The 24686-nt window shown below is 64.6% G+C and carries 23 protein-coding genes; 4 read left to right on the top strand and 19 right to left on the bottom strand.

What is annotated here, in order from left to right; translation table 11 throughout:
• Nucleotides 1-66: 66 nt before the first annotated feature.
• The 9 genes from ACM9HJ_RS24985 to ACM9HJ_RS24945 all read right to left on the bottom strand — a co-directional run bounded on the left by ACM9HJ_RS24985 (nucleotide 67) and on the right by ACM9HJ_RS24945 (nucleotide 7144).
• Nucleotides 67-495 (bottom strand): DUF6766 family protein, encoded by a 429-nt coding sequence (locus tag ACM9HJ_RS24985; RefSeq protein ID WP_416574503.1) that lies wholly within the window; start codon nucleotides 493-495, stop codon nucleotides 67-69.
• Entirely contained in the window at nucleotides 492-1106 is a 615-nt protein-coding gene (locus ACM9HJ_RS24980; protein ID WP_416574502.1) for an SDR family NAD(P)-dependent oxidoreductase, read from the bottom strand. Before ACM9HJ_RS24980 ends, ACM9HJ_RS24985 begins: the two co-directional genes overlap by 4 nt.
• Nucleotides 1107-1126: 20 nt before the next feature.
• A complete protein-coding gene (locus tag ACM9HJ_RS24975; RefSeq protein WP_416574501.1) occupies nucleotides 1127-1663 on the bottom strand; it encodes a hypothetical protein in 537 nt (178 codons plus the stop codon).
• A gap of 66 nt (nucleotides 1664-1729) precedes the next feature.
• The gene (locus tag ACM9HJ_RS24970) at nucleotides 1730-2344 is read right to left on the bottom strand and encodes a cysteine hydrolase (RefSeq protein ID WP_416574500.1); all 615 of its coding nucleotides are present in this window, start codon (nucleotides 2342-2344) and stop codon (nucleotides 1730-1732) included.
• Between the two features lie 83 nt (nucleotides 2345-2427).
• Nucleotides 2428-2925 carry a ferritin-like domain-containing protein gene (locus ACM9HJ_RS24965; RefSeq protein ID WP_416574499.1) on the bottom strand — a complete coding sequence of 166 codons (498 nt, stop codon included), beginning with the start codon at nucleotides 2923-2925 and terminating at the stop codon, nucleotides 2428-2430.
• Between the two features lie 220 nt (nucleotides 2926-3145).
• On the bottom strand, nucleotides 3146-3439 hold the full coding sequence (locus ACM9HJ_RS24960; RefSeq protein ID WP_416574498.1) for a hypothetical protein: 294 nt from the start codon (nucleotides 3437-3439) through the stop codon (nucleotides 3146-3148).
• Between the two features lie 326 nt (nucleotides 3440-3765).
• Entirely contained in the window at nucleotides 3766-4125 is a 360-nt protein-coding gene (locus ACM9HJ_RS24955; RefSeq protein ID WP_416574497.1) for a hypothetical protein, read from the bottom strand.
• The gene (gene ctaD, locus ACM9HJ_RS24950) at nucleotides 4122-6578 is read right to left on the bottom strand and encodes a cytochrome c oxidase subunit I (RefSeq protein WP_416574496.1); all 2457 of its coding nucleotides are present in this window, start codon (nucleotides 6576-6578) and stop codon (nucleotides 4122-4124) included. Before ctaD ends, ACM9HJ_RS24955 begins: the two co-directional genes overlap by 4 nt.
• A complete protein-coding gene (locus ACM9HJ_RS24945; protein ID WP_416574495.1) occupies nucleotides 6575-7144 on the bottom strand; it encodes a cytochrome c oxidase subunit II in 570 nt (189 codons plus the stop codon). The genes ctaD and ACM9HJ_RS24945 overlap by 4 nt, the downstream gene beginning before the upstream one ends.
• Nucleotides 7145-7294: 150 nt before the next feature.
• On the opposite strand from ACM9HJ_RS24945, the gene ACM9HJ_RS24940 reads away from it, so the two are divergent.
• A complete protein-coding gene (locus ACM9HJ_RS24940; RefSeq protein ID WP_416574494.1) occupies nucleotides 7295-7831 on the top strand; it encodes a DUF2231 domain-containing protein in 537 nt (178 codons plus the stop codon).
• Here ACM9HJ_RS24940 and ACM9HJ_RS24935 read toward each other — a convergent pair.
• From ACM9HJ_RS24935 to ACM9HJ_RS24900, 8 genes are all read right to left on the bottom strand, one after another.
• Entirely contained in the window at nucleotides 7813-8289 is a 477-nt protein-coding gene (locus ACM9HJ_RS24935) for a CopD family protein (protein WP_416574493.1), read from the bottom strand. The genes ACM9HJ_RS24940 and ACM9HJ_RS24935 overlap by 19 nt on opposite strands.
• A 193-nt stretch (nucleotides 8290-8482) precedes the next feature.
• The gene (locus tag ACM9HJ_RS24930; protein WP_416574492.1) at nucleotides 8483-10765 is read right to left on the bottom strand and encodes an FdhF/YdeP family oxidoreductase; all 2283 of its coding nucleotides are present in this window, start codon (nucleotides 10763-10765) and stop codon (nucleotides 8483-8485) included.
• A gap of 162 nt (nucleotides 10766-10927) precedes the next feature.
• On the bottom strand, nucleotides 10928-11407 hold the full coding sequence (locus ACM9HJ_RS24925) for a GFA family protein (protein ID WP_416574491.1): 480 nt from the start codon (nucleotides 11405-11407) through the stop codon (nucleotides 10928-10930).
• Nucleotides 11404-11781, bottom strand: a complete 378-nt coding sequence (locus tag ACM9HJ_RS24920; RefSeq protein ID WP_416574490.1) for a hypothetical protein — start codon at nucleotides 11779-11781, stop codon at nucleotides 11404-11406. The genes ACM9HJ_RS24925 and ACM9HJ_RS24920 overlap by 4 nt, the downstream gene beginning before the upstream one ends.
• A 12-nt stretch (nucleotides 11782-11793) precedes the next feature.
• Entirely contained in the window at nucleotides 11794-12645 is an 852-nt protein-coding gene (locus ACM9HJ_RS24915; protein ID WP_416574489.1) for an SDR family oxidoreductase, read from the bottom strand.
• A gap of 36 nt (nucleotides 12646-12681) precedes the next feature.
• Nucleotides 12682-15015 (bottom strand): xanthine dehydrogenase family protein molybdopterin-binding subunit, encoded by a 2334-nt coding sequence (locus ACM9HJ_RS24910; RefSeq protein ID WP_416574488.1) that lies wholly within the window; start codon nucleotides 15013-15015, stop codon nucleotides 12682-12684.
• Nucleotides 15012-15995 (bottom strand): FAD binding domain-containing protein, encoded by a 984-nt coding sequence (locus ACM9HJ_RS24905; RefSeq protein WP_416574487.1) that lies wholly within the window; start codon nucleotides 15993-15995, stop codon nucleotides 15012-15014. Before ACM9HJ_RS24905 ends, ACM9HJ_RS24910 begins: the two co-directional genes overlap by 4 nt.
• Complete coding sequence (locus ACM9HJ_RS24900; RefSeq protein WP_416574486.1) at nucleotides 15992-16537, bottom strand: 2Fe-2S iron-sulfur cluster-binding protein; 546 nt, start codon at nucleotides 16535-16537, stop codon at nucleotides 15992-15994. Before ACM9HJ_RS24900 ends, ACM9HJ_RS24905 begins: the two co-directional genes overlap by 4 nt.
• A 256-nt stretch (nucleotides 16538-16793) precedes the next feature.
• Here ACM9HJ_RS24900 and ACM9HJ_RS24895 point away from each other — a divergent pair, with 256 nt between their 5' ends.
• On the top strand, nucleotides 16794-17573 hold the full coding sequence (locus tag ACM9HJ_RS24895; RefSeq protein ID WP_416574485.1) for a Ku protein: 780 nt from the start codon (nucleotides 16794-16796) through the stop codon (nucleotides 17571-17573).
• A 5-nt stretch (nucleotides 17574-17578) separates the two neighbouring features.
• On the opposite strand, the gene ACM9HJ_RS24890 is transcribed toward ACM9HJ_RS24895, so the two are convergent.
• Nucleotides 17579-18361 (bottom strand): Ku protein, encoded by a 783-nt coding sequence (locus ACM9HJ_RS24890; protein ID WP_416574484.1) that lies wholly within the window; start codon nucleotides 18359-18361, stop codon nucleotides 17579-17581.
• Between the two features lie 4 nt (nucleotides 18362-18365).
• Nucleotides 18366-20927: a DNA ligase D gene (ligD, locus tag ACM9HJ_RS24885; protein ID WP_416574483.1), complete on the bottom strand. Its 2562-nt coding sequence runs from the start codon at nucleotides 20925-20927 to the stop codon at nucleotides 18366-18368.
• Between the two features lie 202 nt (nucleotides 20928-21129).
• On the opposite strand from ligD, the gene ACM9HJ_RS24880 reads away from it, so the two are divergent.
• Nucleotides 21130-23595 carry a vitamin K epoxide reductase family protein gene (locus ACM9HJ_RS24880; protein WP_416574482.1) on the top strand — a complete coding sequence of 822 codons (2466 nt, stop codon included), beginning with the start codon at nucleotides 21130-21132 and terminating at the stop codon, nucleotides 23593-23595.
• Nucleotides 23596-23615: 20 nt separating this feature from the next.
• Complete coding sequence (locus tag ACM9HJ_RS24875) at nucleotides 23616-24530, top strand: DUF72 domain-containing protein (RefSeq protein WP_416574481.1); 915 nt, start codon at nucleotides 23616-23618, stop codon at nucleotides 24528-24530.
• The last annotated feature ends 156 nt before the right edge of the window (nucleotides 24531-24686 follow it).

Genomic DNA, 24686 nt, shown 5'->3' with positions numbered 1-24686 from the left:
TTCATTCTTTGTATGAGTTTAATTTAATGATGAAATTTCGTTCTATCGGCCTCATATTCAGCCGACTTACTTCATATCGTAACCTGGATCTATCCTGACCGGCATTTCGCCATGTCTTACCGGCTTCGCATGGCCATGATGGCGCAGATAGCGTTCATCCAGTTCCATGATCAAATCCTCCGCCTTGGAGCCGGCCTGAAGGCGGATGAGCGTGTCGATCTTGGCCTCCATGCGGTCGTCATTTTCCTTTGAGGATGGGGAGCCGGCGTAAAGGAAATAGGCGAGACCGCCCACCTGCCAGAGGAGCTGAAGGAACTCCGACTGCCAGTTCTCAAATGTTTCCCGGCCCATCTGCATGGCGAACGTAGCCATCTCCGGTGTCTGGCCGTGGGCGGCCGCGTCATTGACGAAAACGAACCAGCCGAAAGCCCAGTGGCCGAAAATGGAGACGAGGAAGAAGGCCAGGGTGATCCAGCCATAGGCATAGCGCTTCATGATACCTCTCCTGCCAAGCCGATGACGATTTCCGCCTCGCCTTCCATCAATGCCTTGAAGCAGGCGCGGGCGACAGCTGCGTCTCCCACCTCCGCCTGCCAAGCGAAACCGGCCATGGCCGGGGTCGGCTTGAGGTAGGTGACCGTGATGCCATCCTGGTGCAACTCCTCCCGCAAGGTATGGGAGAAGGAGTCGATGAATGCCTTCGTGCCATTATAGACGGCGTTTTGCGGGCCAGGCCTTGCCACCCTCTGGATAAGACGCAACGTACCCGTGACATTGGTCTCAATCACCCGCTGTATGTCCGTGAAACTCTGGACCATGAAGGGTCTGGTCAGCCCCAGGCCGGCGTTTGCTATCAACACCTCAATCGGCTGGCCGTCCGTCTGCGCCAGAAGAAGGTCCACGCCCTCGGAGGTGCCGAGATCCACATGCAAGGCATCCGCGTTGATACCCAGTTGGCGGAAGCTACCGGCTGCACGATGGGTGTCGGGATTGTCGGCGGCGACCACCAGATCAAAGCCGTGCAGGGCACAGCAGCGGGCAAGCTCATAACCGATGCCGGACGCCGCCCCCGTCACGAGCGCCAGCTGACGCGCATGATTGGTCATTGAGCCGTCCTCCTGGCAGGTTAACGCCTGCAGGCAGCCAGCATGGCACCCAATCCTACGAGGATGGCGATGGGCAGCCAGGGGCGGAAGGGCCTGCTGGCCGGGGCTTGCCTGGCACGTGCGGCGGCCGCGTTGCCGGCTCCTCCCCGCAGCAGCTCCTCCTCGACGGTGGAGGCAGTGGCGGGGCGATCCTCCTGTCCATCGTTCCTGCGCTCCGGAGGGAGTTCATTCTGTTGTTCATGCATGGCCGTTGCGGCCGCCTGCTTTGGGTCCGGAGCGACCAGATCATCGGAAACGGTGGCGGATGATAAGGAATCTGTATCGGAGGGATTGCCTACCCCTCCCTTCTCCAGGTTCGCGAAGGTCGCGGGGAGCGGCGACAATGAGCCCGTGTCACCGGCTGCTGCCCGTTGCGCGGCCTGCTCGACCGCTTCAAAACCAGAAGCCGGGGATTGTGGACCGGACGGGTTCACGGAGTTGGCGTTGCCACCGCCACTCCCGCCCCGGTCAAGCGGGGCTGCCGAAGCGGCTTCGGTCTGATGCTTATCGGTTGTCATGATGCTCTCCAAAGGACAGTGGAAGGGGGGCGGCGAGCGGCAGATCGCTTTCGGCGCAGGTCGCGCTCACGGGTGCCATCCTTCCAGAATGGCTTCGACCGACGTGATCTCCACCTGCTCCGACAGCCGCGTGTGGTAGAAGCGGACCAGCGCATCGTGGGTCTCATCGGCGGAACCGCAGATGGCATCCGCCGCGATGATGGTGCGAAAGCCCAAATCCACCGACGCCAGTACGGTAGCGAGCACGCAGACGTCGGTTTCCGCTCCGGAAATTACCAGCGCCTCTACGCCCTGGCCTTGCAGCCAGCTCGCCAGCGTGCCGTCGGCGAAGGGTGAGTAGGTTCGTTTGTCATAGATGCGCGCGGGCGGGACAAGGGCGGCCAGTGGCGGCAGCAACTCCAGAAGATCGGTATCCAGCCGCTGCGTGGTCATCTCATCCCAGCGCTCATAGTAACGCTGCCAGGCACCCGGCGCGTCGGCTGCGCTATGGGGCGGCACGAAGCGCGTGAAGATGGTCTGGGCCGCCTTCGCCCTGGACAATTCCCCAACACGCGGCAGGATGCGGCTGATCCAGGGGGTATGCCAGGGCGTATCCTCCGCGAACAGGTGCTGCATATCGATGCACAGATGCACCGTGCGCCGGGGCAGGGGACCAAAGGACAGTTTACCGTCTGTGTCCATGTTTCACATAACCCCGCCCCGCCCACCGGCCTTGCCGACCCTGGATGCCGGCAAGGCCACGGACCTTGGGGGCTGCCTGCCGGTCAGGCGGCCGCCTTGACGTTGATACTGGCAAGCGCCAGCTTGCTCAGCAGCACATCGGTGCGCCTTTCCTCCGCCAGGGTTTCCTCCAGCAGCGGGACGGCATCGGACAGGCCCAACTGTTCGGCCCAGGCGATCAGGGTGCCGTAACGGCTGATTTCGTAATGCTCCACGGCCTGGGCGGCCGCCAGGATGCCGGCGTCCAGCGCGTCGCTGTTGGCGAAATCCTCCATGACCTCCTTGCTCTCGTCGATGATGCCCATGATGGCATCGCAGGTCTTGCCGCGCGGGTTCTTGCCGATCATCTCGAACACCTTCTCCAGGCGCTCGATCTGGCCCTCCGTCTCCGTGCGGTGCTGCTCGAAGGCCTGGGCAAGCTGCTCCCCATTGGCCTTGTGGGCCATCTTGGGCAGGGCGCGCAGGATCTGCTTCTCGGCGAAATAGATGTCCTTCAGCGTTTCATGGAAAAGATCGTTCAGGTCCTTGGGCTGGCTGGGCATTGGCAGCACTCCTGGGTTGATTGGATTAGGTCGGGCCTCGCCCGCATATCTGCAGGGGGACGAGGCCCGCACGCCTAGAACGGTGCCGGCGGGTTTCCGTTCCGTGATTTCGTTTTTGTTCGCCATAATTTCGTTCCGCTGCTGTCGGAACCCTGCCGCATTGCTGCCGTTATCACGCTGCTCGCTGAAACGCCTGCCTGACGCCGCGCGTTTGATGCGGTTACGGCTCATCACTCCGAAGCCCTTGCTGGCGCATCCGTCTGACACGCCATCCCCGCGCCAGTTCTTCCAGATAAGGCAATAGTTCCATGAACGCGGCTGCGGTCAGGACAATGGCGAGATATGTGGAAGGGAGGGGCTGGCTTTTCCACGCGAGGCTGAAATCGGTGCCGGACGGGCCGAAGCCGAACAGGGCCAGGAACTGCTCCCAATGGCCCGCGAGCACCAGCAGAATGGCCATCAGCGGCACCATTTCCAGGAAGCTGTGCACATGCTGTTCCAGCGGTGTGACCATCGCGATGGCAAACCGCGTAGCTGACATCCCAGAGCGCGGTGGCTTCATGTGCCAGAAAGGCGATGATCATCACGATGATGATCAGGGCATTGATTTCCAGGAACAGGCAGGCCAGCAGCGGCACAGCCACCTCGGCATACATGAGTAGGTGAATGAGGCTTTCCTTCACGCCTGAGTTCCGTTCGATATGACTGGCGCGATGGCATATCCAGTCGGCGAACCCGGCGAAGAACCAGACCGGAATGACGAAATAGATCAGCATCAGGGTTGTTGGTTCCATCGCTGCCATTCCTGCCGGTTGTACAGACCAACAACATTGCCTGGGGTCAAATTGTTGCAGAGGCCGTTTTCACGAAGAGGGCGGCAAACGCGGTTTCCGGTCCGCATGTGCTGACGGCCAGGATGGGAAGAAGGGTCAGAATGGTGGCGCCGACCCCGATCCAGCCACCGATCCGGGCGATCTCGGCGGCCCTGCCGGTGCCCATGGGTGTCCGCAGAAGAATGATCAGCGCCAATCCGACGCAAATTCCCCAGAGTGAAACCAGCAGGAGGTGGTGCAGGCTGCCGAACGAGGTGGCGATGGCCGGCCAGCCGCGCGCGCACCCCAACCCGTGCAGGGCGTAGATGCCGGAGAATGCCACCGCCCATAGGGTCGGGCCGAGAAGGGCGCGCAGCAGCCAGTTCATCGGGCGAGTTCCTGTCCCGCCACGATGGCTATCAGGATGGCGGAGGTGGCCAGCGTATAATCCTGCCACATGCGCCAGATCGGGCTGGCGGCGACACGGCCCGGTGCGATGCGACCGTCGCGTCGCTGGCAATGGCACAGGATGGCGAGCAACAGGCTGACGAAAACATGCAGCAGGATATGCCCGAGCGCCAGGGCGCGCAGCGCGTCGCGGGCATGGCGGGTCGGGTCGTCGACCATGGGGGCCAGCAGGCCCAGGGCGGCCAATGCGGCCAGCAGGCTTGCGGCACCGGCCATCGCCCTTACGCCCGGTTGCCGGTGTGCCGATGCCGACGCCCCCGCCAATGCCAGCAGCGCGATGCCGGCAAGGAGGGCATGGCTTCCGGTCAGGCCGCTTTGCGGGACCGGTCCCGGTGGAGCGATGAGGGAAAGGAAGCCGATGGCGAACAGCAGGCAGACGAAGAGCGTGCCGTTGGCGACGAGGGCGCAATACAGGCCGGTACGGGCCAGGCCGTTGGGCACATGCCAGCTCATCGGGAGGGTAAGGCTGGGGGCGGCTTCCACCGGTGGGTGATCCTGGGCGGCACCGGTCCAGCGATGCCATTGCCAAGCGGCAAGCGCGATGGCCAGCAATCCAACGGGGGCAAGCCAGTAAAGGCCGAACAGCATGAGCAGCACGAAGGCGCCGATCACCATGGCGGTGAAGATGGGCAGCAGCGTATTGCCCGGCAGGACGGCGATGTGGTCGGGCCGTCCATCAATGATCGACACCACCAATGTTTCCCGCCAGCCGCGTGGCGCACCGGGGAGCAATCCCTCTCCGCGTGCCAGTTCCAGGGCCGATGCCCTGTCGGAAAGGGGCAGCGAGGCGATGTTGTAGTCGGGTGCGGGCATGGGCATGGCCCATTCCACCGTTCCGGCCTGCCAGGGATCGCGCCTGGTGCGCCGGCCGAGCAGGCTTTGCAGGATCAGATCCACCGCGAACAGCGCGAAGCCGGCACCCATGATGAAGGAGAAGACCGAACTGATCAGGTTGGGCAATATCCATTCCGGATTGGCACCATAGACGTCGATCCGGCGCGGCATGCCCAGCAGCCCTGTCAGATGCATGATGAAGAAGGTGCCGTGAAAGCCGATCATCACCATCCAGAAGGCGGCCAGACCCAATCCCCTTATCCGCCAGCGCCCGGTGATCAGCGGCATCCAGTAGGTCACCGCCGCCATCATGGGAAACACGAACCCGCCGATCAGGACGTAATGAAGATGGGCAGTGACGAAGGCCGTGTCATGGGCCTGCCAGTTGAAGGGCACGATGGCCAGCATCACGCCGGTCAGGCCACCCATGACGAAGGTGGCGAAGAAGCCCATCAGGTAGAGCATGGGCAGGCGCATCCGTGGCCGGCCCTTCCACATCGTGCCGATCCAGGCGAAGATCTGCACCGCCGTCGGCACCGCCACCAGGGCTGAAGCGGCGGAGAAGATGGCCAGCGCCATGTGCGGGATGCCGACCGTGAACATGTGGTGGACCCACAGCCCGAAGCTGAGGAATACCAGCCCCAGGATCGCGCCGACGATGGCGCCATAGCCGATGATGGTGGTGCGCGACATCACCGGCAGGATGGTGGAGATGGCGCCGGCGGCGGGCAGGAAGATGATGTAGACTTCCGGATGGCCGAACAGCCAGAACAGGTGCTGCCAGAGCAGCGGGTCGCCGCCACGAGCCACATCGAAGAACGGCCAGTCGAAGGCCCGTTCGACCTCCAGCAGGATCGATCCCAGGATCAGCGGCGGGAAGCCCACCAGCATCATCACCGAGGTGCCCAGCAGATACCAGGCCATCAGCGGCATCCGGGTCAGCTTCATCCCCGGTGCCCGCATGCGCAGGATGGTGACGGTGATCTCCACCGCCGCCGATACGGCCGAGATTTCCACGAAGGTGACGCCCAGCAGCCAGACATCGGCATTGATGCCAGGGCTGTGCTCCTTGCCCGACAGGGGCGTGTACATGAACCAGCCGCCATCCGGCGCCACGCCGGCGGCCAGGGCCAGCAGCAGGATGGTGCCGCCGAACAGGTAGCACCACCAGCCAAGTGCCGAGAGCCGGGGAAAGGCCAGGTCCCGCGATCCCAGCATCTTGGGCAGCAGGTAGATGCCCAGCCCTTCCAGCATGGGAATGGCGAACAGGAACATCATGATGCTGCCATGCATCGTGAAGATCTGGTTGTATTGCGCGGTATCCAGGAAGGCGCCGTCCGGTGTCGCCAATTGCGCGCGGATCAGCATGGCCAGCAGGCCGGCGACCGAAAAGAAGAAGAACGACGCGATCATGAACCGTAGCCCGATCTCGCTATGGTTCACGGAGGACAGGAAACCGCGCAGACCGGGCGGGCGGCCCCAGACACTCGATAATTCGCGATGCAGGCGCAGGGCGCTCTGTGGCGGATTGGGCGTCATGGCGCGTCATCCCCTTTCGGCAGGATCGGGGGATCGTCGGGCGGATAGGCCAGCACCTCGAAGCGCATGCCGGCATAGCCGGTGCCGGAGAATTCTGCCGACAGGCCGTGATAGAGGCCGGGTTGCCCGGCCTCCAGACGCAGCAGGTTCGCGCGGCCGGGAATGGCGTCCATCTTCCCCGCAAGCTGCGGCACCCAGAAGCTGTGGATCACGTCGTCGGATGTGATCACCACATCGACGGGCCGGCCAGCGGGAATATGCAGCCGGCCAACCGTCTCCACCATGGCGCCGGTGGCGTCAGGCTGGCGGAAGCGCCATTCCCATTGGCGGGCGACGGCCTCGACCCGAACGACATCCACACTTTGGCGCGGCAGCAGCCTTTCCCCTGTCCACAGGCCCGCACCGACCAGGGCCGCCAGTATGACCAGGGTGAAGCCCACACCCATGCCATGGGTCCAGAACCTTTCCGCCGGTTGCCGGGCGGGTGAACGGAAGCCGATGGTGACCAGGGCCAGCACCAGCACGGTCAAGGCCGTCGCCCCCGCCAGCATGATCCACCAGAGCACGGCGATGCGTTCGGCGGCGGGTCCCTGCGGCTGCAGGGTCGATAAAGGTCCCGAACATCCCGACAGCAGGGGAACCAGCAGGAGTGCGAACCGTTCGATCCTGACGGGGCTGGACGCAGAGGCCGGCCCACGGTCAAGGAAACCGCGTCGATGTCCGAGAACACCGCGACCAAGCCCCGCAAGCAGCGCAGCCGGTTTCGCGACCCGATCAACGAACATCGTCATTTCCGCCTGACCGAGAGCCGTGTCGCCATTGCCGGCCACCCGATCCACGCCATGCTGGTCACATATCCCATCGCCCTGACATTCAGCACGCTGGGAGCCGATGCGCTCTATTGGTGGACGGGCGATCTGTTCTGGCCGCGCGCCGGCCTGTGGGCGGCGGGTGTGGGCTTCATCATGGGGTTGCTGGCCGGTGTCGTCGGGATGGTGGAGTTGCTGATCGTGCCCGGCATCCGCATCCGGGCGGCAAGCTGGACGCATTTCATCCTGGCCGTGATGCTGCTGGCGCTGCTGGGCGGCAATTGGGGCCTGCGGCTGGGCGATCCGGCCGGCACCGTGTTGCCCTGGGGCATTCTGCTGTCCATGCTGGCTGCCGGGATGACCGCCATGACCGGCTGGCACGGCGGCAAGCTGGTCTTCGATTACGGGGTGGGCACGCACAAGGCTCATAGCGATCCCCCTTGAGGGGCCAGCAGCCAGGCGGGCATCTCGTCCCGTACCCATCCCAGGTCGGGTTTGGCCAGGACCAGCAGCAGAACCGTCAGGATCAGCGGCACGGTCAGGTAAAGCCCGATCAGCGGCCGCATCGCGCGGCTGGGTCCGTCCTCGTCGCCCGACCGCTGGACAAGATGGCCCAGCCACATATGCACCAGCACCATACCCGCCACGAAGGCCAGCTTGGTCAGGAACCAGGGATCGTAAATCTCCGCCAGAAACATCAGCGCCGTACCAGCCGCGATGGCGACCAGGGCCGATGGCGTGGCGATGAAGGCATAGCCGATATGGGTGATGAGGCGGAACTCCCGGTATTCCCGCGGATTGCGCGCACGGTAATGGACATGCAGCAGGACGGGCAGGGTGACCAGCGTCGCGCACCAAGTCAGCAGCCCGGCGATGTGCAGCAGCTTCATCGCCGCGATCATGGCCGGCCCCCGCGCGGCCCATTCCTGGCGGTTCCCATGGAGATGCCCATAGCACCGGCCGGCGCCACGGTCGCGAACAGGCCGTCAAGGCCGATAAAAGGGCCGGCCCTTTCCTCCATTCCGGAAAACACCGCCTCCGTCAGGCCGACAGGCTCCGCCATGGCGACGCCGCTCCTTGGCTCCGGGGGCAGTCTCATTCGGGGAGGATCCTGACCGGGACCGACTTGGCGGCGGGGGTCTTGCTCTCCTCGGCATATTGCCAGAGCGGGATCAGCGGGTTGCATTCCGGGTAATAGGCGGCCAGCGTGCCGGCGGGGATGTCGTAATCGATGAGCTGGAGGCCGCCAACGCTGCGCGCAATGCCATCCTCGGCTGCACTGATCAGGCGCGCCATCCCGCCTTCGGTGATACCCAGCCGGATCCGGTCCTCGCGGTTGATCATCACCACCATGCGGGAGCCATGAATGCCGCGCAGCCGGTCGTCATAGCCATAGATGGTCGTGTTGAACTGATCGTTCGACCGCAGCGTCATCAGCCGCAGCACGCTGGGGTCCTCGCCCTTGTCGAAGCTGGCCGACAGCGCCTTGGGCAGCTTGAAATTCGCCTTGCCCGTATCGGTTTCCCATTTGCGGTGCCGTGCCGCGATGGGCCGCGGGAAGCCGCCGGGCGTGTCGAGCCGCTGGTTGAAGGCCCTGAAATTGTCGGGAAATATCTTCTCGATCTCGTCGCGGACCAGGCTGTAATCGCCGACCCAGATATCCCAAGGCACCTTGGGATTGGGCGGCAGGGCCGCCTTGGCGATGCCGGCGATGATGGACGGCTCGGACAGCAGATGATTGCCGGCCGGCTTGTGCTTGCCGCGCGAGGCATGGATGCAGGTGGTGGAATCCTCGCTGGACACGATCTGCGGCCCGGTCGCCTGCTCGTCGATCTCGGACCGGACCAGGGTGGGCAGGAGATAGGTGGTGCGCGCCGCCACCAGATGGGTCCGGTTCAGCTTGGTGGCGACCTGCACCGACAGGTCCAGGTCGCGCCACGTCCGTTCCATCAATTCATGTTCGGGAATGGCGCGCAGGAAATTGCCGCCTAGCCCGATGAAGGCGCGGGCCGTGCCGGCGAGGATAGCCTCGCACGCCTCCACCGTGTTCATGCCGTCCTCGCGCGGCGGTTCGAACCCGTAGCGTTCGGCCATCCGGTCCAGCGGCACCAGTTTCGTCTTCTCCGAAATGCCCACGGTGCGCTGGCCCTGGACATTGGAATGGCCGCGCACGGGGCAGATGCCGGCCCCCGGCTTGCCAATCTGGCCGCGCATCAGCAGCAGATTGACCAGCATCTGCACATTGTCGACGCCCAGCTTGTGCTGGGTCAGCCCCATGCCGTAGATGGCGATGACGGCATTCGCCTTGGCATAGGTGCGGGCCGCATCCTCCAGCGCAGCCTGCGACAGGCCGCTGGTGGTTTCGATTTCGCCCCAGGCGGTCTGCCGCACCCTGGCCTCGAAAGCGTCGAAGCCGTCGGTGTGCCGGGCGATGAAATCATGGTCCAGGACCCGCTCGCTGCCGATGGATCTGGCTTCGTCATCCCATGCCAACAGGGCCTTGGCCATGCCCATCATGACCGCGATGTCACTGCCGGCGCGGGGCTGGTAATATTGGGTGGCGATCTGGGTCGGGCTGTTGGTCAGCATCTGGCCGATGCGCTGGGGATTGATGAAAGCCTCCCATCCCCGCTCCCGCAGCGGATTGAAAACCACGATGGGCACTTGGCGTTCCCGCACCTCCTGCAGGTTATGCAGCAGCCGGGGTGAGTTGGTCCCGACATTCTGGCCGAAGGACAGGATGCAGTCGGTCTTGGCGAAGTCTTCCAGCAGTACCGTTCCGACCGGCGTGCCTATGCTCTGCGGCAGCGCCACCGACGTCGTCTCGTGGCACATGTTGGAACTGTCGGGCAGATTGTTGTTGCCATAGAGCCGGGCCAGCAACTGGTACATGAAGGAGGCTTCCAGCGCCGCGCGGCCCGAGGCATAGAACACCACATCCTTGGGCTGATGGGCGCGCAGTCTGGTGCCGATATCTGCGAAGGCCTCTTCCCAGCTTACCGGCAGGTATTTATCGCTGGCGGCGTCGTAGCGCAGCGGGTGGGTCAGCCGCCCTGCATTCTCCAGGTCGTAATCGGCCCAGCCCAGCAGTTCGGTGACCGTGTGATCGGCGAAGAATTCCGGCGTGGTGCGCTTGGCCGTCAGGTCCCAGAAGGTGGCCTTGGCCCCGTTCTCGCAGAATTCCGCTATGTGCGGCTCCCCCGGTTTGGCCCAGGCGCAGCTGGTACACATATAGCCGCCGACCTTGTTATGGTCGCGGACAAGGCCGACGGCGCTGGAAAGTGCCTGCTGACGGAGGGAATGCCTGACCAACGATTTGACGGAACCCCAACCGCCCGTCGGCTGCTCATGGCGTTCGTAACGTGCCGGCCCCGACATGGCGTCCTCCCTCGGTCAATGCTACCGAGACAATGCTGTAGGTTTGCGTATGTTCCCTATAAATGGCAATGATGGTCATTTCCTGGGCAAATTTATGTTCAGAGATTTTGCAGTAAATCGAGGTGAAGGTTGAATGTAGCTGTGTGAGATGAAAGTCAAAAATCAGCTTTCTATATCCATAATTCCATGGGCGCGATGCCATTCCTCCAGGGATTGCTTTGGATAGGTGTCGTGGCAGGTGTCGCCATTGGCCTTGTCGACCTGCACCCAGTTCGCCTTTGACGCCAGCATCATATGCACATTCTCCGGCGGCGTGGGCAGCTTGCTGTCGATGGCGCTGGCGAAAGGATGCACATAATCCGGCCATGCGGGATCATAGACCCACAGGGCCGATCCGCAGTGCCGGCAGAAGCGCCGCTCGCCCTTGCTTTGCTTGCCGTCGATGGTGGCATGGAACATCGTGATGTTCTCCGCCCCCTCTACCTGCAGCGTATCGGCCTTCGCGCCCAGATTGATGGCATAGCCACTGCCCCAGGCGGTCTTGCGGCAGATGGAGCAATAGCATCGCAGATAGGGGGCCGGGGCATAGGCGGTGACGGTGAAGCGCGCCGCCCCGCAATGGCACGATCCGGTCAGTTTCATGCCCCATCCCCCGCGCGAGGCTTGCTTTGCAGAGCTTCCTGCCAGTGTGGGTAGGTGACATAGGCGGTAACGGCGCCCTGTTCGAAGGAACGGATGGTGACTTCCTCCCCCTCCGGCATATAGACGATCTCGCCGGGGCCGGCCTCGACCGTGCCGGCTTGCGTCGTAACCGACAGCCGGCCTTCCAGGACCACCATCACATCGTGGACGGCGATCCTTTCCACCAGCGTTTCATGGGGGCCGTAACGGCCGAAGCCGATGGTAATCGGTCCACCGTGGCGCTGATCGATGACATTGCCGGCGAACACCTCCCCGTCCTGCTCGGGGGAACGTTCCAGGCAAGCATCCCCTATCGCGAATTTATGGACAGCCATGGCCTGTTCTCCTCAGCCGTTGACGATGATCCCGCCATTGGGATGCAGCACCTGACCGGACATGTAGCTGGCATCCTCGCAGGCCAGGAACAGGAAGGACGGCGCGACCTCGTTCGGCTGGCCGGGACGGCCCATGGGGGTGCCTTCGCCGAAATGTTCCAGTTTCTCCTTGCTGGCGCCGCCGCATGGGTTGAGCGGTGTCCAGATCGGGCCGGGGGCCACGGCGTTCACCCGGATGCCGTCGCCCACGAGATTTTCCGACAGGGAGCGGGTGAAGGCGGTGATGGCGCCCTTGGTGGCGCTGTAATCCAGCAATTCCTTGCTGCCCTTGTACATGGTGACCGAGGTGCAGTTGATGATGGCGGCACCCGGCTTCAGGTGCGGCCGCACGGCCTGGGTCAGATAGAACATGGCGAAGATGTTGGTCTGGAAGGTGCGCTGCAGCTGTTCTTCCGTGATGTCGGTGATGTCCTTGTCCGGATGCTGCTCACCGGCATTGTTGACCAGGATGTCGATGCGGCCGAAGCTGGCCATGGTCTGTTTGGCGATGCGGTCGCAGGCCAGCTTGTCGCCGATATCCGCCTTGATGATGACGGCCTGGCGGCCCTCCGCCTCCACGATCCGCCTTGTTTCCTCCGCATCCTCATCCTCCAGCAGATAGACGATGACGATGTCGGCCCCTTCACGGGCATACAGTGCGGCGACCGCCCGGCCGATGCCGCTATCCGCACCGGTGATGATGGCCACCTTGCCCTTCAGGCGGCCGGAGCCGGGATAGCGTGGCCGCCATTCCGGCTTAGGGGTAAGCCGGCTTTCATGGCCGGGCAGGGCGTCTTCGTGGATTCTTGGCTGGATCGTGCCCATGGGAAGGCTCCTTCGCCGGAATGGGTGCGCTGCCGCTCACAGCAGCTTGTCGAGGGTGATCGGCAGGTCGCGGATGCGCTTGCCGGTGGCGTTGTAGATGGCGTTGGCGACGGCGGCGCCGGTGCCGGTGATGCCGATCTCCCCCACGCCGCGGGCACCCATGGGGGTGTGCGGGTCGGGAATGTCGGTCCAAATCACGTCGATCTCCGGCACGTCCAGATGCACGGGCACATGATAGTCGGCGAGGTTGGCGTTCATGATGCGGCCCTTGCGCTCGTCGAACTGCGTCTCCTCCATCAGGGCCAAGCCCAGCCCCATGATGATGCCGCCACGGAACTGGCTGGCCGCCGTCTTGGGATTCAGGATGCGGCCGCAATCGAAGGAACCCAGGAAACGGCTGATCCGCGGCTCGCCGGTCACGACGTTCACGCGGGCCTCGCAGAACATCGCGCCGTGGCTGTGCATCGACCAATGCATGGTCTCCAGGGGCGGCGGCGGGCTCGCCTCCACCCGGACTTCGTCCCGCCGGGCCCGGCCCAGGATGGCGGCATAGCTGTCATAGCGGTCGGGCTCGTCCAGCTTGCAGAGGCCGGCATCGCGGCTGCCCACCTCGTCCGGCTTCAGCCCGGCCAGGGGGGAGCTGTTGCCGGCCAGGGCCAGTAATTCCTTCTTCAGCGCGTCGTAGGCGGCCAGGATGGAGGCGCCGGTGGCGGCCGTCTGCTGTGACCCGCCGGCCATGATGAGCCCCGGCAGGGTGCTGTCACCGTAATTGAAACTGATCATGTCAAGGGGCAGGCCCAGCCTCTCGGCCGTCACCTGGCTTTGCACGGTGGCGGTGCCCATACCCATCTCATGCACCGCAACGTCGACCGACACATGGCCATCGCGGGTCAGGGTCAGGCGCGCGGCCCCGCCCGGCATGCGGTAATAGGGATATGTGGCCATGGCGCAGCCCATGCCGACCAGCCACTCGCCCTCCCGCACGGTTCCCGGAACGGGCTTGCGCCGGTGCCAGCCGAAGCGCTCGGCACCCGTGCGCCAGGCCTGGGCGATATGGCGGGCGGAAAAGGTCAGGCCGGAGGTCGGGTCCTTCTCCGGCTCATTGCGCAGACGCAATTCGATCGGGTCCATGCCCAGCTTTTCCGCCAGCTCATCCATGGCGGATTCAAGCGCGAAGGTGCCCACCGCTTCACCCGGTGCCCGCATGAACGTGTTGCCCAGCATGTCCAACTCCACATGCCGTACATCCAGCAGGATGTTTTCGGTGGCATAGGCGCTGCGGGTGGGCAGGATGAAGGGTTCGGGCATGGCGTTGTAGGGTGTCTTCACGGTCAGGCCGCTATGGATCAGCGCCGTCAGCTTTCCGTCGGCGTCCGCCCCCAGCGCCACCCGCTGTTCCGTCGGCGACCGGCCACCCACGATGCGGTAGACGCCTTCGCGTGACAGCGTCAGCCGCACGGGCCGCCCCGCCATCCGCGCGGCAGCGGCGGCCAGGATCTGGTGCTGCCATAGCGACTTGCACCCAAAGCCGCCCCCGACATAGGGAGAGGTGATCACCACCTTCTCCTCCGGCATGTCGAACACCCGCGACAGGGTGAAGGCACTGTGCGCCACCAGTTGCTGGGCGTCATGGATGCGCAGGAAGTCTCCCTGCCAAGCCAGGGTCAGGGCGTGCAACTCGATGGGATTGTGGTTGTGGCGCGGCGTGGTGTACGTGGTATCCACCTTGAACGGCGCTTCGGCCAGGGCGGCTTCGGCATCGCCGCTTTTATTATGCAGCGGCTGGCCCATGAAGTGCGACGGCTTGGTCCCCGCCGCCCGCGCGGCGGCGATGGAGGTTTGGGCCTCTTCCATCAGGTAAGTGGCGCTGATCAGGGAGGCGGCGTGATCGGCCTGTTCCTGTGTCGCGGCCAGCACCAGGGCGATGGGCTGGCCGTTCCAATGGATGCGGTCATCCTGCATGACCGGCAGATTGTCGCCGGCAGCCGCCTTTTCCTCAGTCAGGAACAAGGGCGGCGGGGACAGGCGCGGGGCGTTCAGGTAGGTCATCACCAGCACGACGCCCGGTGCCTTCTCCGCCCGCGCGACATCCAGCAACTGTATGCGGCCCTTGGCGATGGTGCTGTAGGCCAGCGCGGCATAAACCATGTCCGGCAGCCGGAATTCCGCCGCAAAGGGCGCCTGGCCGGTGACCTTCAGCGGACCGTCGAGGCGCGATACCGGTGCGCCCACCAGGCCGTGCTTGCTGTGCATCAACGGGTCGGGCTGGCCGCCGGGGACCCAACTGTCGGGTGCCATGGCCACGGCCTTGGTCATGACCGCCTGGGACACGCCCTGGACGGCCTGCTTGGCCTGTTCGATGAGATTCATGCGGCCTCTCCCGTCAATTCGCCCAGGGTGGCGGTGATAGTGCGGATGGCCAGCGGGATCTTGAAGCCGTTATCGTGCAGGGGCCGGGCTTCCCGCAGTTCCGCCTCGGCGGCGGCGCGGAAATTCTCACGCGTGGCTTCACGGCCGCGTAACGCCGCCTCGGCGATGCCGGCCCGCCAGGGCTTGTGTGCGACGCCGCCCAGGGCGATGCGCACATCTTTGATGATGCCGTCCTCCATAGCCAGGACGGCACCGACGGAGACCAGGGCAAAGGCATAGCTGGCCCGGTCGCGGACCTTGCGGTAGGTGGAGCGTGCGCCGGTCGACAAAGGCGGCAGCGCCAATGCGGTGATCAACTCCCCCGGTTCCAGCATTGTGTCCAGATCGGGCCGATCCGCCGGCAGCCGGTGCAGGTCGGTCAGCGGGATGGTGCGTTCACCTGCCTGCCCCTGGACATGCACAACCGCATCCAGGGCGGCGAGTGCCACGCACATGTCGGACGGATGGGTGGCGATGCAGGTGGGTGAGGCGCCCAGGATGGCATGCATCCGGTTGAAGCCGTCGATCGCATCGCAGCCCTCCCCAGGGCTACGCTTGTTGCAGCGCGACCCGTCAGGGTCATAGAAATAGGCGCAGCGCGTGCGCTGGAGCAGGTTGCCGCCGACGGTGGCCATGTTGCGCACCTGGGCCGACGCCCCCGACAGGATGGCGCGGGCCAGCACCGGATAGGCCTCGCGCACCACCCGATGTTCCGCCACGGCCGTGTTGTTGGCGGCAGCACCGATCAGCAACCCGCCTTCATGGTACTTGATGGCGGCCGACAGGCCGGTGACATCGACCAGCGCTTCCGGTTGCTCGATCGTCTCACGCATCAGATCGACCAGATTGGTGCCGCCACCCAGATATTTCGCGACCAGCGGGCCGGCCAGTTGTAAGGCATGGGATGCGTCGGCGGCGCGGGCATAGGTAAAGGGGATCATGCCGCTTCCTCCGCCTTCTCAGGCCCGGTGGACCGGCTAATTTCCGTGTGGATGAAGGTGGCGGTGATGGCATCCATGATGCCGTTATGCGCGCCGCAACGGCAGAGATTGCCACTCATCCGTTCGGCCAGTTCCTCGCGGCTGGTCAGGATTTCATCCACCAGCAGATCGGCGGTGACGTGGCTGGGCAGTCCCCGTTCCAGTTCCGCCGCCATGCCGATGGCCGAACAGATCTGGCCGGGCGTGCAATAGCCGCATTGGAACCCGTCATGCTGGATGAAGGCCCGTTGCAACGGGTGCAGATCGCCCTCGGCTGCCAGACCCTCCACCGTCGTGACCGTGCGCCCCTCATACTGCACGGCCAGCGCCAGACAGGAGATGATGCGCTCCCCATCGACCAGCACGGTGCAGGCGCCGCAGGCACCCTGGTTGCAGCCCTTCTTGGTGCCGGCCAGATGCAGCTGTTCACGTAGCAGGTCCAGCAGCGAGACGCGCGGGTCGTCAGGCAACGGCACGGCCGTGCCGTTGATGATGATGGGCATGGCAACCTCTCTGCCGGTGGGCGGCGTTCAGCCGTCGGTCATGGGTCGGTGGTGGCTGGTCATAAACGGCAGGGGAGGAGGGGGGTTCCCCTTCAAGGTGCCGATGGTGGGCCATTGCCCCCGATGAGCCCGCTATAGGCCAGCACAATTCGAAGGGGGTCAGCCTGATGGGGCACCGATCGTCATGTCGCCACAGGGGAACCCCTTGCCGGCCGCCCCTGTTGCCTTTGCGGGAAGCTTGGATTGGGAGCAGATCATGGCGGCGCATGCAAGCTGGAACGGCGTCCTGCTGTTGGGTGAACTGCCCGTGGAAGTGTCGCTCTATGCGGCCGCCAGCAGCGCCGAACGTGTCAGTTTCCATATCGTCAACCGTCGCACCGGCCACCGCGTGCGGCGCGAGTTGGTGGACGAGTCCACGGGGCGACCGGTGGAGCACGATGACCAGCTGAAGGGCTATGATGTCGGCGATGGCCGCTATCTGGTGTTCGAGCCGGCGGAAATCGCCTCCGCTCTGCCCAAGGGGGAGCGCACCATGGCGGTGGAGGGCTTCATCGATCTGGATGATGTCGATCCGCTCTATTTCGACCGGCCCTATTTCCTGGGTCCCCGCGCCCATGTTTCAACCGATGCATTCGGGCTGGTGCTGGAAGGGATGCGGAAAAGGAAGGTGGCTGCCCTGGCGCGGGCGGTGCTTTTCCGGCGCGTGCGCAGCCTGCTGATCTGGCCGGGCGAGGGAAGCTTCATGGCTCGTACCCTGAATTTCGACCATGAGGTGGAGACGCAGCCGGCGATCTTGAAGCGGGTGGCGGATGTGAAGGTGAAGAAGCCGATGCTGGACCTTGCGCGGCACATCATCGACACCAAGACGGGCACGTTCGATCCCGCGACCTTCGACGACCGCTATGATGCGGCACTGGCTGACCTCGTCCGCGCCAAGATCGAGGGCAAGCCCGTCCGCCGCCGCAAGGCGCCGGCCCGGACCAAGCCCGACGATCTGATGGAGGCGCTACGCCGGAGTGCCGCCCAGGCAGCATAAGGGCGTCACCCCAGCTTCAGGCTCCGCTTCAGGGCATCGGTGATGTCGATGACATTGTCGCCGCGCGATTTGGCCGATGGCTGCTTCTGCCGTTTCAGGGCGCGGCGGCGCTGGGCGATCATCGACAGCAGCTTCTTCTGCACGGGATCGGCAGCCAGTTCCTTGTCCCAGCCGCGCTTTGCATCATCAATGATGGAGCGGATCAGCCGCTGTTGTTTGGCATCGGGTTTGCCGCCGTCCATGTCCTGAACATAGTCGTCGGGATCGCGCACCTCATCCCCATAGCGCAGGGTCCACAGCATGATCGCCCTGTCGCGTGGAACCAGCATCACGGCCCGTTCCCGACGGTTCAGCACCAGCCGGGCGATGCCGGCCATGTCGGCGGCGCGCATGGCTTCGCGGATAACCGCAAACGCCTCTTCGCCCACCTTATCGTCGGGGATCAGGAAATAGGGCGTGTCGTACCAGACCCAGTCTATGCTGTCGCGCGGGGCGAACAGGTCGATATCGATGGTGCGGGTGCTTTCCAGGGCGACGGCGTCCAACTCCTTGTCCTCCAGCAGGACATGATCATCCTCTCCCTTCTCATAGGCCTTCACCTGATCCTTTTCCGGCACGCGCTTGCCGGTAACGCTATCGACATAGCGGCTTTCCACGCGGTTGCCCGTTGTGCGGTTCAACAGGTGGAAACGTACCTTCGCCGCCTGCGACAGAACGGGCACCATCGCCACCCGGCAGGTGACGAGCGACAGTTTCAGATAACCCTTCCAGAAATGCCGTCCGGCCATATCGTCATTCCTTCTCCAGCCGCTTGATGGCGGCACTCAGCGGCTGTTCGGCATCCGCATAGCCGGTCCAGGGATCGCTCTTGCGCAGGCGGGCGGGGCCGGTGCGCAAGGTGAACCGGGCCGGATCCAGCCGCGCCGTCACCTGTTCCCAGGTCAGGGGCATGGAGATAGGGGCGCCGGGCCGGGCGCGCGGCGACAAGGGCGCCACCGCCGTGGCCAGCCGGTCATTGCGCAGATAATCCAGGAAGATGCGGCCTTGGCGCAGCTTCTTGGCCATGTTCACCACATAGCGGTCGGGCGCATCCTCGGCCATGCGGCGGCAAAGCTCCTTGGCGAACGCCTTGGCCGCGTCCCAGTTGGGAGTACGCCGGTCTTCATCGGCCAGAGGCGCGACGACATGCAGGCCCTTGCCGCCGCTGGTCTTGGCGAATGGCGTCAGCCCCAGGGCTTCCAGCCGGTCGCGCAACTCCCTTGCCGCCGCCACCACGGTGGCGAAGGCCACGTCCGGGCCGGGGTCCAGGTCGAAGACCAGGCGGCCCGGTCTATCGGGCGCATCCGGCCGGCAGTTCCATGGATGCAGTTCCAGCGCTCCCCATTGCGCCAAGGCGGCCAGCCCCTCTGGCCGGTCCACCTGCAGATAGGGCCGGTGTTCCTTCGTCACCTTCACCTGTTCCAGCAGGCTGGACATGCCGCGCATGGCATGGCGCTGGAAGAAATGCTGGCCGTCGATGCCGTCGGGCGCACGCAGGATGGAGCAGGGGCGGCCCTGGATATGGAGCATGATGAGATCGGCGACGCTCTCGAAATAGCGGGCGAGGTCCAGCTTGGTGACGGGCTTGCCATCCTCCGCGTGCGGCCATAGCGGCTTGTCGGGATTGGACAGCGTCACGCCCATGACCGGGTTGCCGCCGGCCTTCCGGTCGGCCATGGGGACGGCGGGCACGGCCAGGCCCACCTTGTCGATGGGGGCCGGCATGTCGGCCTCCACCTCCGCTGCGGGCTTGTCCTCGCGCAGCGCCTTGAAGGCGGCCTGCCGGATATTGCCGGCGGCGGTCCAGCCGGCGAATTCGATCTCCGTCACCAGTTCGGGCTTCACCCAATGCACCATGCCACCACCGTGGGGGAGGCGCTGGGCAAAGGGGGATTTGTCGGTGGCCAGCGCCTCCAACCGGGGCAGCAGGGCCTTCACCTTGGCCGCACCGTAACCGGTGCCCACCCGGCCGATGAAGACCAGCTTGCCGTCACGGTTGACCCCGACCAGCAGGGAACGGAAGGTGCCGTCCGTCGTGGTCCAGCCGCCGATCACCACCTCGTGCCCCGCCCGGCACTTGGCCTTCACCCAGCTGTCTGAACGGCCGGAAAGGTAGGGTGCGTCGATGCGCTTGGATACCACCCCCTCCAAGGATAGCCGACAGGCCGACGACAGCACGGCATCGCCGCCCGTGGCGAAATCCTCCACATAGCGCAGCCGCCGGGCAGCATCGCCTTTCACCGCATCCAGGATGTGCCGCAGCCTTTCCTTGCGGGCGCGCAGCGGCTGTTCACGCAGGTCGTGGTGGGCATCGAACAGCAGGTCGAAGCCGAAGAAGGACAGTGCATCGGTCTTCTCCTCCGCCAAGGCGGCCTGCAGGGCCGCGAAATCGGGGATGCCGTCCGCGTCCAATGCGATGACCTCCCCATCCATCAGCAGATCGGGAAGCGTGCCGGCGGCCTTGGCGATGGCGGGAAAACGGTCGGTCCAGTCCAGGCCCTTGCGTGTGCGGATGACGGCCAAGCCCTTTTCCACCCGCACCTGCACGCGGTATCCGTCGAACTTGATCTCATGCACCCAATCATCCCCGGATGGTGGCCGGTCGACGGAGCGGCAGAGCTGCGGCGCCACGAAACCGGGCATTTCCGACGCCTCCGCCTTACTTGGCTTCTTCCGTGCGGTCGCCGGTTTCTTCGCCATGAACGGTGTTGGCTTCCGCCCCTTACCGGCGGTGATGTCGACCATGGCGCGGCCGGACGCGACGGAGCGGTCTTCTGCCAGCAGCGCATCTTCGTCCCCCTCGCGGGCGGCCTCGTCGCGATGCTTGATCAGCAGCCAGTTGCTGCGCCCTGATCGGCCCTCGCGGTCGCCGCGCATGCGGACCAGCACCCAGCCGCCCTGCAACCGGTCGCCTTCAAGCGTGAATTTCAGCTCGCCAGCTTTCAGCGCGGCTTCGATATCTGCCCCTTCGTCCTCCGGTGCCCAATAGCCGCGATCCCATAATTGCACGGTGCCGCCGCCATATTGACCCTTGGGGATCGTGCCTTCGAAATCGCCATAGGCCAGCGGATGGTCTTCCACCTCCACGGCTAGACGCTTCACATGCGGGTCCAGTGACGGGCCCTTGGTGACGGCCCAGGATTTGAAGACACCATTCACCTCCAGCCGCAGGTCGTAATGCAGGCGCCGCGCATCGTGCTTCTGAATGACGAAGCGGCGTCGGGGTCCGGCCTTGGGGCCTGTGTGGCCCCTGGGTTCCGCCGTGCGGGTGAAGTCGCGCTTCTGGGTGTAGGAAGCCAGCTTGCCGTTTGCCACGGATCATCTCCGGCTTGTCTGGAAAGGTGGAAGGGCGCCGTCAGGCGAATATTGGGAAACGTTCATTCCCCGTCCCGGGTTTCATGGTTTTTTGCCAATTCCACACTGTCACCGCTGCAGGTTCCCGCGGGCGGCGGGAAACAGGGTGGGAACCGCCTTGTCCCGGGGTTGTTACCCGCATGACCTGACCGGGGAGGGACCTTTGCCCGACAAGCCTATCATCCTCATCACCGGTGCGGCCGGTAATATCGGCCATTCCCTGGCGGCGGCACTCCGGGACCACTATCTGGTGGTAGGGCTGGATACGGCCGGCGGCGACACCGACTATCCGGTGATCAAGGCCGAATTGACCGACGGCAGAAGTGTCGCCGATGCGCTGGACCGGATCGGTGCGCATTATGGCCGTCATTTCGCCAGCGTCGTGCATCTGGCGGCCTTCTTCGATTTCAGCGGCGAGGACAAGCCGGAATACAAGGCGGTCAATGTCGATGGCAGCCGCAATCTCATGCAGGCGCTGCAGGCATTCGAGGTGGAACAGTTCGTCTATTCCGGCACGATGCTGGTGCATGAGGCCGGCCGGCCGGGGGAACGCATCGATGAGAGCTGGCCGATCGAACCCGGCTGGGCCTATCCGAAATCCAAGGCGGAGGCGGAGCAGGCCATCCGTGAGACACGCGGGCGGATACCGACCGTCTTCCTGCATCTGGCCGGGCTCTATGATGCGCGCACATCGGTGCCGACCTTCGCCAACCAGATCGCCCGTATCTATGAGCGTGATTTCCAGAGCCACCTTTATTCCGGTGACACAGATGCCGGCCAGGCGATGGTGCATCGCGAGGATATGATCGACGCCTTCGTCCGGGCGATCGACCGGCGCGGGCAGTTGCCCGACGAGACGGTGATCCTGGTCGGGGAACCGGATGCCATCGGCTATGACGATCTTCAGGATCGTCTCGGTTGCCTGATCCATGGCGAGGCGGACTGGGCCACTCTGCGTGTGCCGTCCGCCGTGGCCGGCGTCGGTGCCTGGGTGCAGGACAAGGCGGAACCGCTGGTGCCCGACGCCATCGATGGCGGTGAGCGCCCCTTCATCCAGCCCTTCATGATGCGGATGGCGAGCGACCATTACGCACTGGATATAACCCGTGCGCGGGAACTTCTGGGCTGGACGCCCCGGCATCGGCTGACCGACGAACTGCCGGCCATCATCGCCACCCTGAAGCAGGACCCGGCCGCCTGGTACAAGGCCAACCGCATCCCCGTACCGGATTTCGTGACCGAGGCGGAGAAGGTCGGCCACGATCCGGAGGAACTGCGCGCCAGCCACGAGGATTGGTATCGCGCCGCCCATGCCGATAATCGCTGGGCGCATTTCGTTAATATCGCGCTCGGTTTCTGGATCCTGGTGCAGCCGGTGATCGTGGAGGTTCAGGAGCCGGCCTTGTTCTGGTCGGAGATCGCGCTGGGCACGGCCCTGGTGTTCTTCGCCTCGCTGTCGCTGTCCTGGCGGATTGCTTGGGCGCGCTGGGCGTCGGCTGCGGTCGCGGCGGGGATCATGGCGGTGCCGTTCCTGTTCTGGACGGCAAACCCCGCCGCCTTCCTGTCCGATACGCTGGTCGGTGCCTTCGCCTTCGGGCTGGCGGTGGGGACGCGGCCGGAACCCGGCCCCTCCATGGTGGCCGCGATGACGGGGCCGGACATCCCGCCGGGCTGGAGCTACAACCCGTCGGGCTGGGCGCAGCGGCTGCCCATCATCCTGTTCGCGCTAATCGGCCTGCTGGTCGCCCGTTACCTGTCTGCCTATCAGCTTGGACAGGTGAGCGGTGTGTGGGATCCGTTCTTCCCCGGCCTTCCCGATGCGCCGGCCAAGAACGGCACGGAGGCGGTGATCACATCGGCCGTGTCCGAAGCCTTTCCCATCCCCGACGCCGCACTGGGCGGCTACACCTACGCGCTGGAGATCGTCACCGGCATTGTCGGGTCACGGGCACGCTGGCGGACCATGCCGTGGCTGGTGTTCCTGTTCGGGCTGATGATCGCGCCCCTGGGCGTGGTCTCGATCCTGTTCGTCATCATCCAGCCCATCGTCATCGGCACCTGGGCGACGCTGACCCTGGTCGGTGCCGCAGCGATGCTGATCCAGATCCCCTATTCGCTGGACGAGCTGCTGGCCACGATACAGTTTATGCGGCGGCGGGCAAAGGCCGGCCGGCCCTGGCTGCGCGTCTTCCTGTTCGGGGATACGGATGAGGGTGATCGGGACGCGCGAAAGGACGAATTCGACCGGCCGGCGGGGGCGGTGATGCGGGACATGTGGTCGGGCGGCGTCAACCTGCCCTGGAACCTCGCCCTGGCTGGCATTCTGGCAACGTCGCTGCTGTTCACGCGGCTGACATTCGGGGCCGACGGCGCCATGGCGGATGCCGACCATGTCATCGGCTTCCTGGCCTTGACGGTGATATCGCTGGCGGCGGCGGAGGTCGCCCGGACGCTGCGCTATTGCCTGGTGCCACTGGGTTTCGCCGCGATGGCGGCCCCTTTCCTGTTCGGGGCGGGCACGGCGCACGGCGTGGCAAATGTGATCATCGGCCTGTGGCTGATCGCGCTCTCCATCCGGCGGGGAGCCGTGAAAGGGCGCTATGGCGGGTGGGACCGGTATATAATTTGAGCGAGAGGAAAGGGCATTCTGTGAAAGGCGATATCCGCATCGGCATTTCCGGATGGACATACCCACCCTGGCGCGGCCATTTCTATCCCAAGGGCTTGGTGCAGAAAAAGGAACTGGCTTATGCCGGCCGCACCTTTCCAGCGATCGAGGTCAATGGCACGTTCTACGGCATGCAGAAGCCCGCCAGTTTCGCCCGCTGGTCGGAGGAGGTGCCGGAGGACTTCATCTTCGCCATAAAGGCACCGCGATACATCACCCATGTTACGCGCGTGACCGACCCGCTGCATCCCGTGGCCAACTTCCTGGCATCGGGTCTGCTGCGCCTGGGGGCCAAGCTTGGCCCGATCCTTTGGCAATTTCCGCCCAGCTTCCGGTATGACGCGGATGTGATGGAGGAATTTCTGGCTCTCCTGCCGCATGGGGCGGAAGCGGCATCCAAACTGGCGGCGCGCCATGACGACAATCTGAAAAGCCGTGCCTGGCTTCAGACCGATGGTGTTCACCGGCTGCGTCACGCCGTGGAGATCCGGCATGAGAGCTTCCGCGATCCGGCTTTCATAAGGCAGTTGCGACGGCACAAGGTGGCCCTGGTCTGCGCCGATACGGTGGAATGGCCGCGGCTGATGGATATCACGGCCGACTTCATCTATTGCCGCCTGCATGGATCGGAGGAACTGTACCGGTCCGGCTATGATGACGCGGCTTTGGATCGGTGGGCCGCCCGCATCGGCGCCTGGAGTGAAGGTTGCGCGATGGAGGACGGTGAATTCGCCGGGGATCCGGTCGGCGGTACAGCGACACCGCGCGACGTTTTCGTCTTCTTCGACAATACCGACAAGCGCAAAGCCCCGCGGAATGCACAGCGGCTGATGGAAAAGCTCGGGCGGAGATGGGCGCCGCCTCCTGGCGCAGACGAGACCTTGCGGCTACTGTAGAGTGGCGAGTGCGCGCATTTTATGGAGGGAATTTTACTCTAAATATTCACGCATAAATTGTCATGCCATCGGTCAAATCCTGCCCCCGCATCCAATAAAGGCCAGCAATCCCAACGGGTTGCTGGCCTTTTTGCTGTTCGGGCCATGGGGGTGATG

The sequence above is a fragment of the Niveispirillum sp. KHB5.9 genome (assembly GCF_048066115.1).
Lineage (GTDB): Bacteria > Pseudomonadota > Alphaproteobacteria > Azospirillales > Azospirillaceae > Niveispirillum.
Note: the sequence above shows the minus strand (reverse complement) of the source record. Positions and strands in the feature narration are given on the sequence as shown.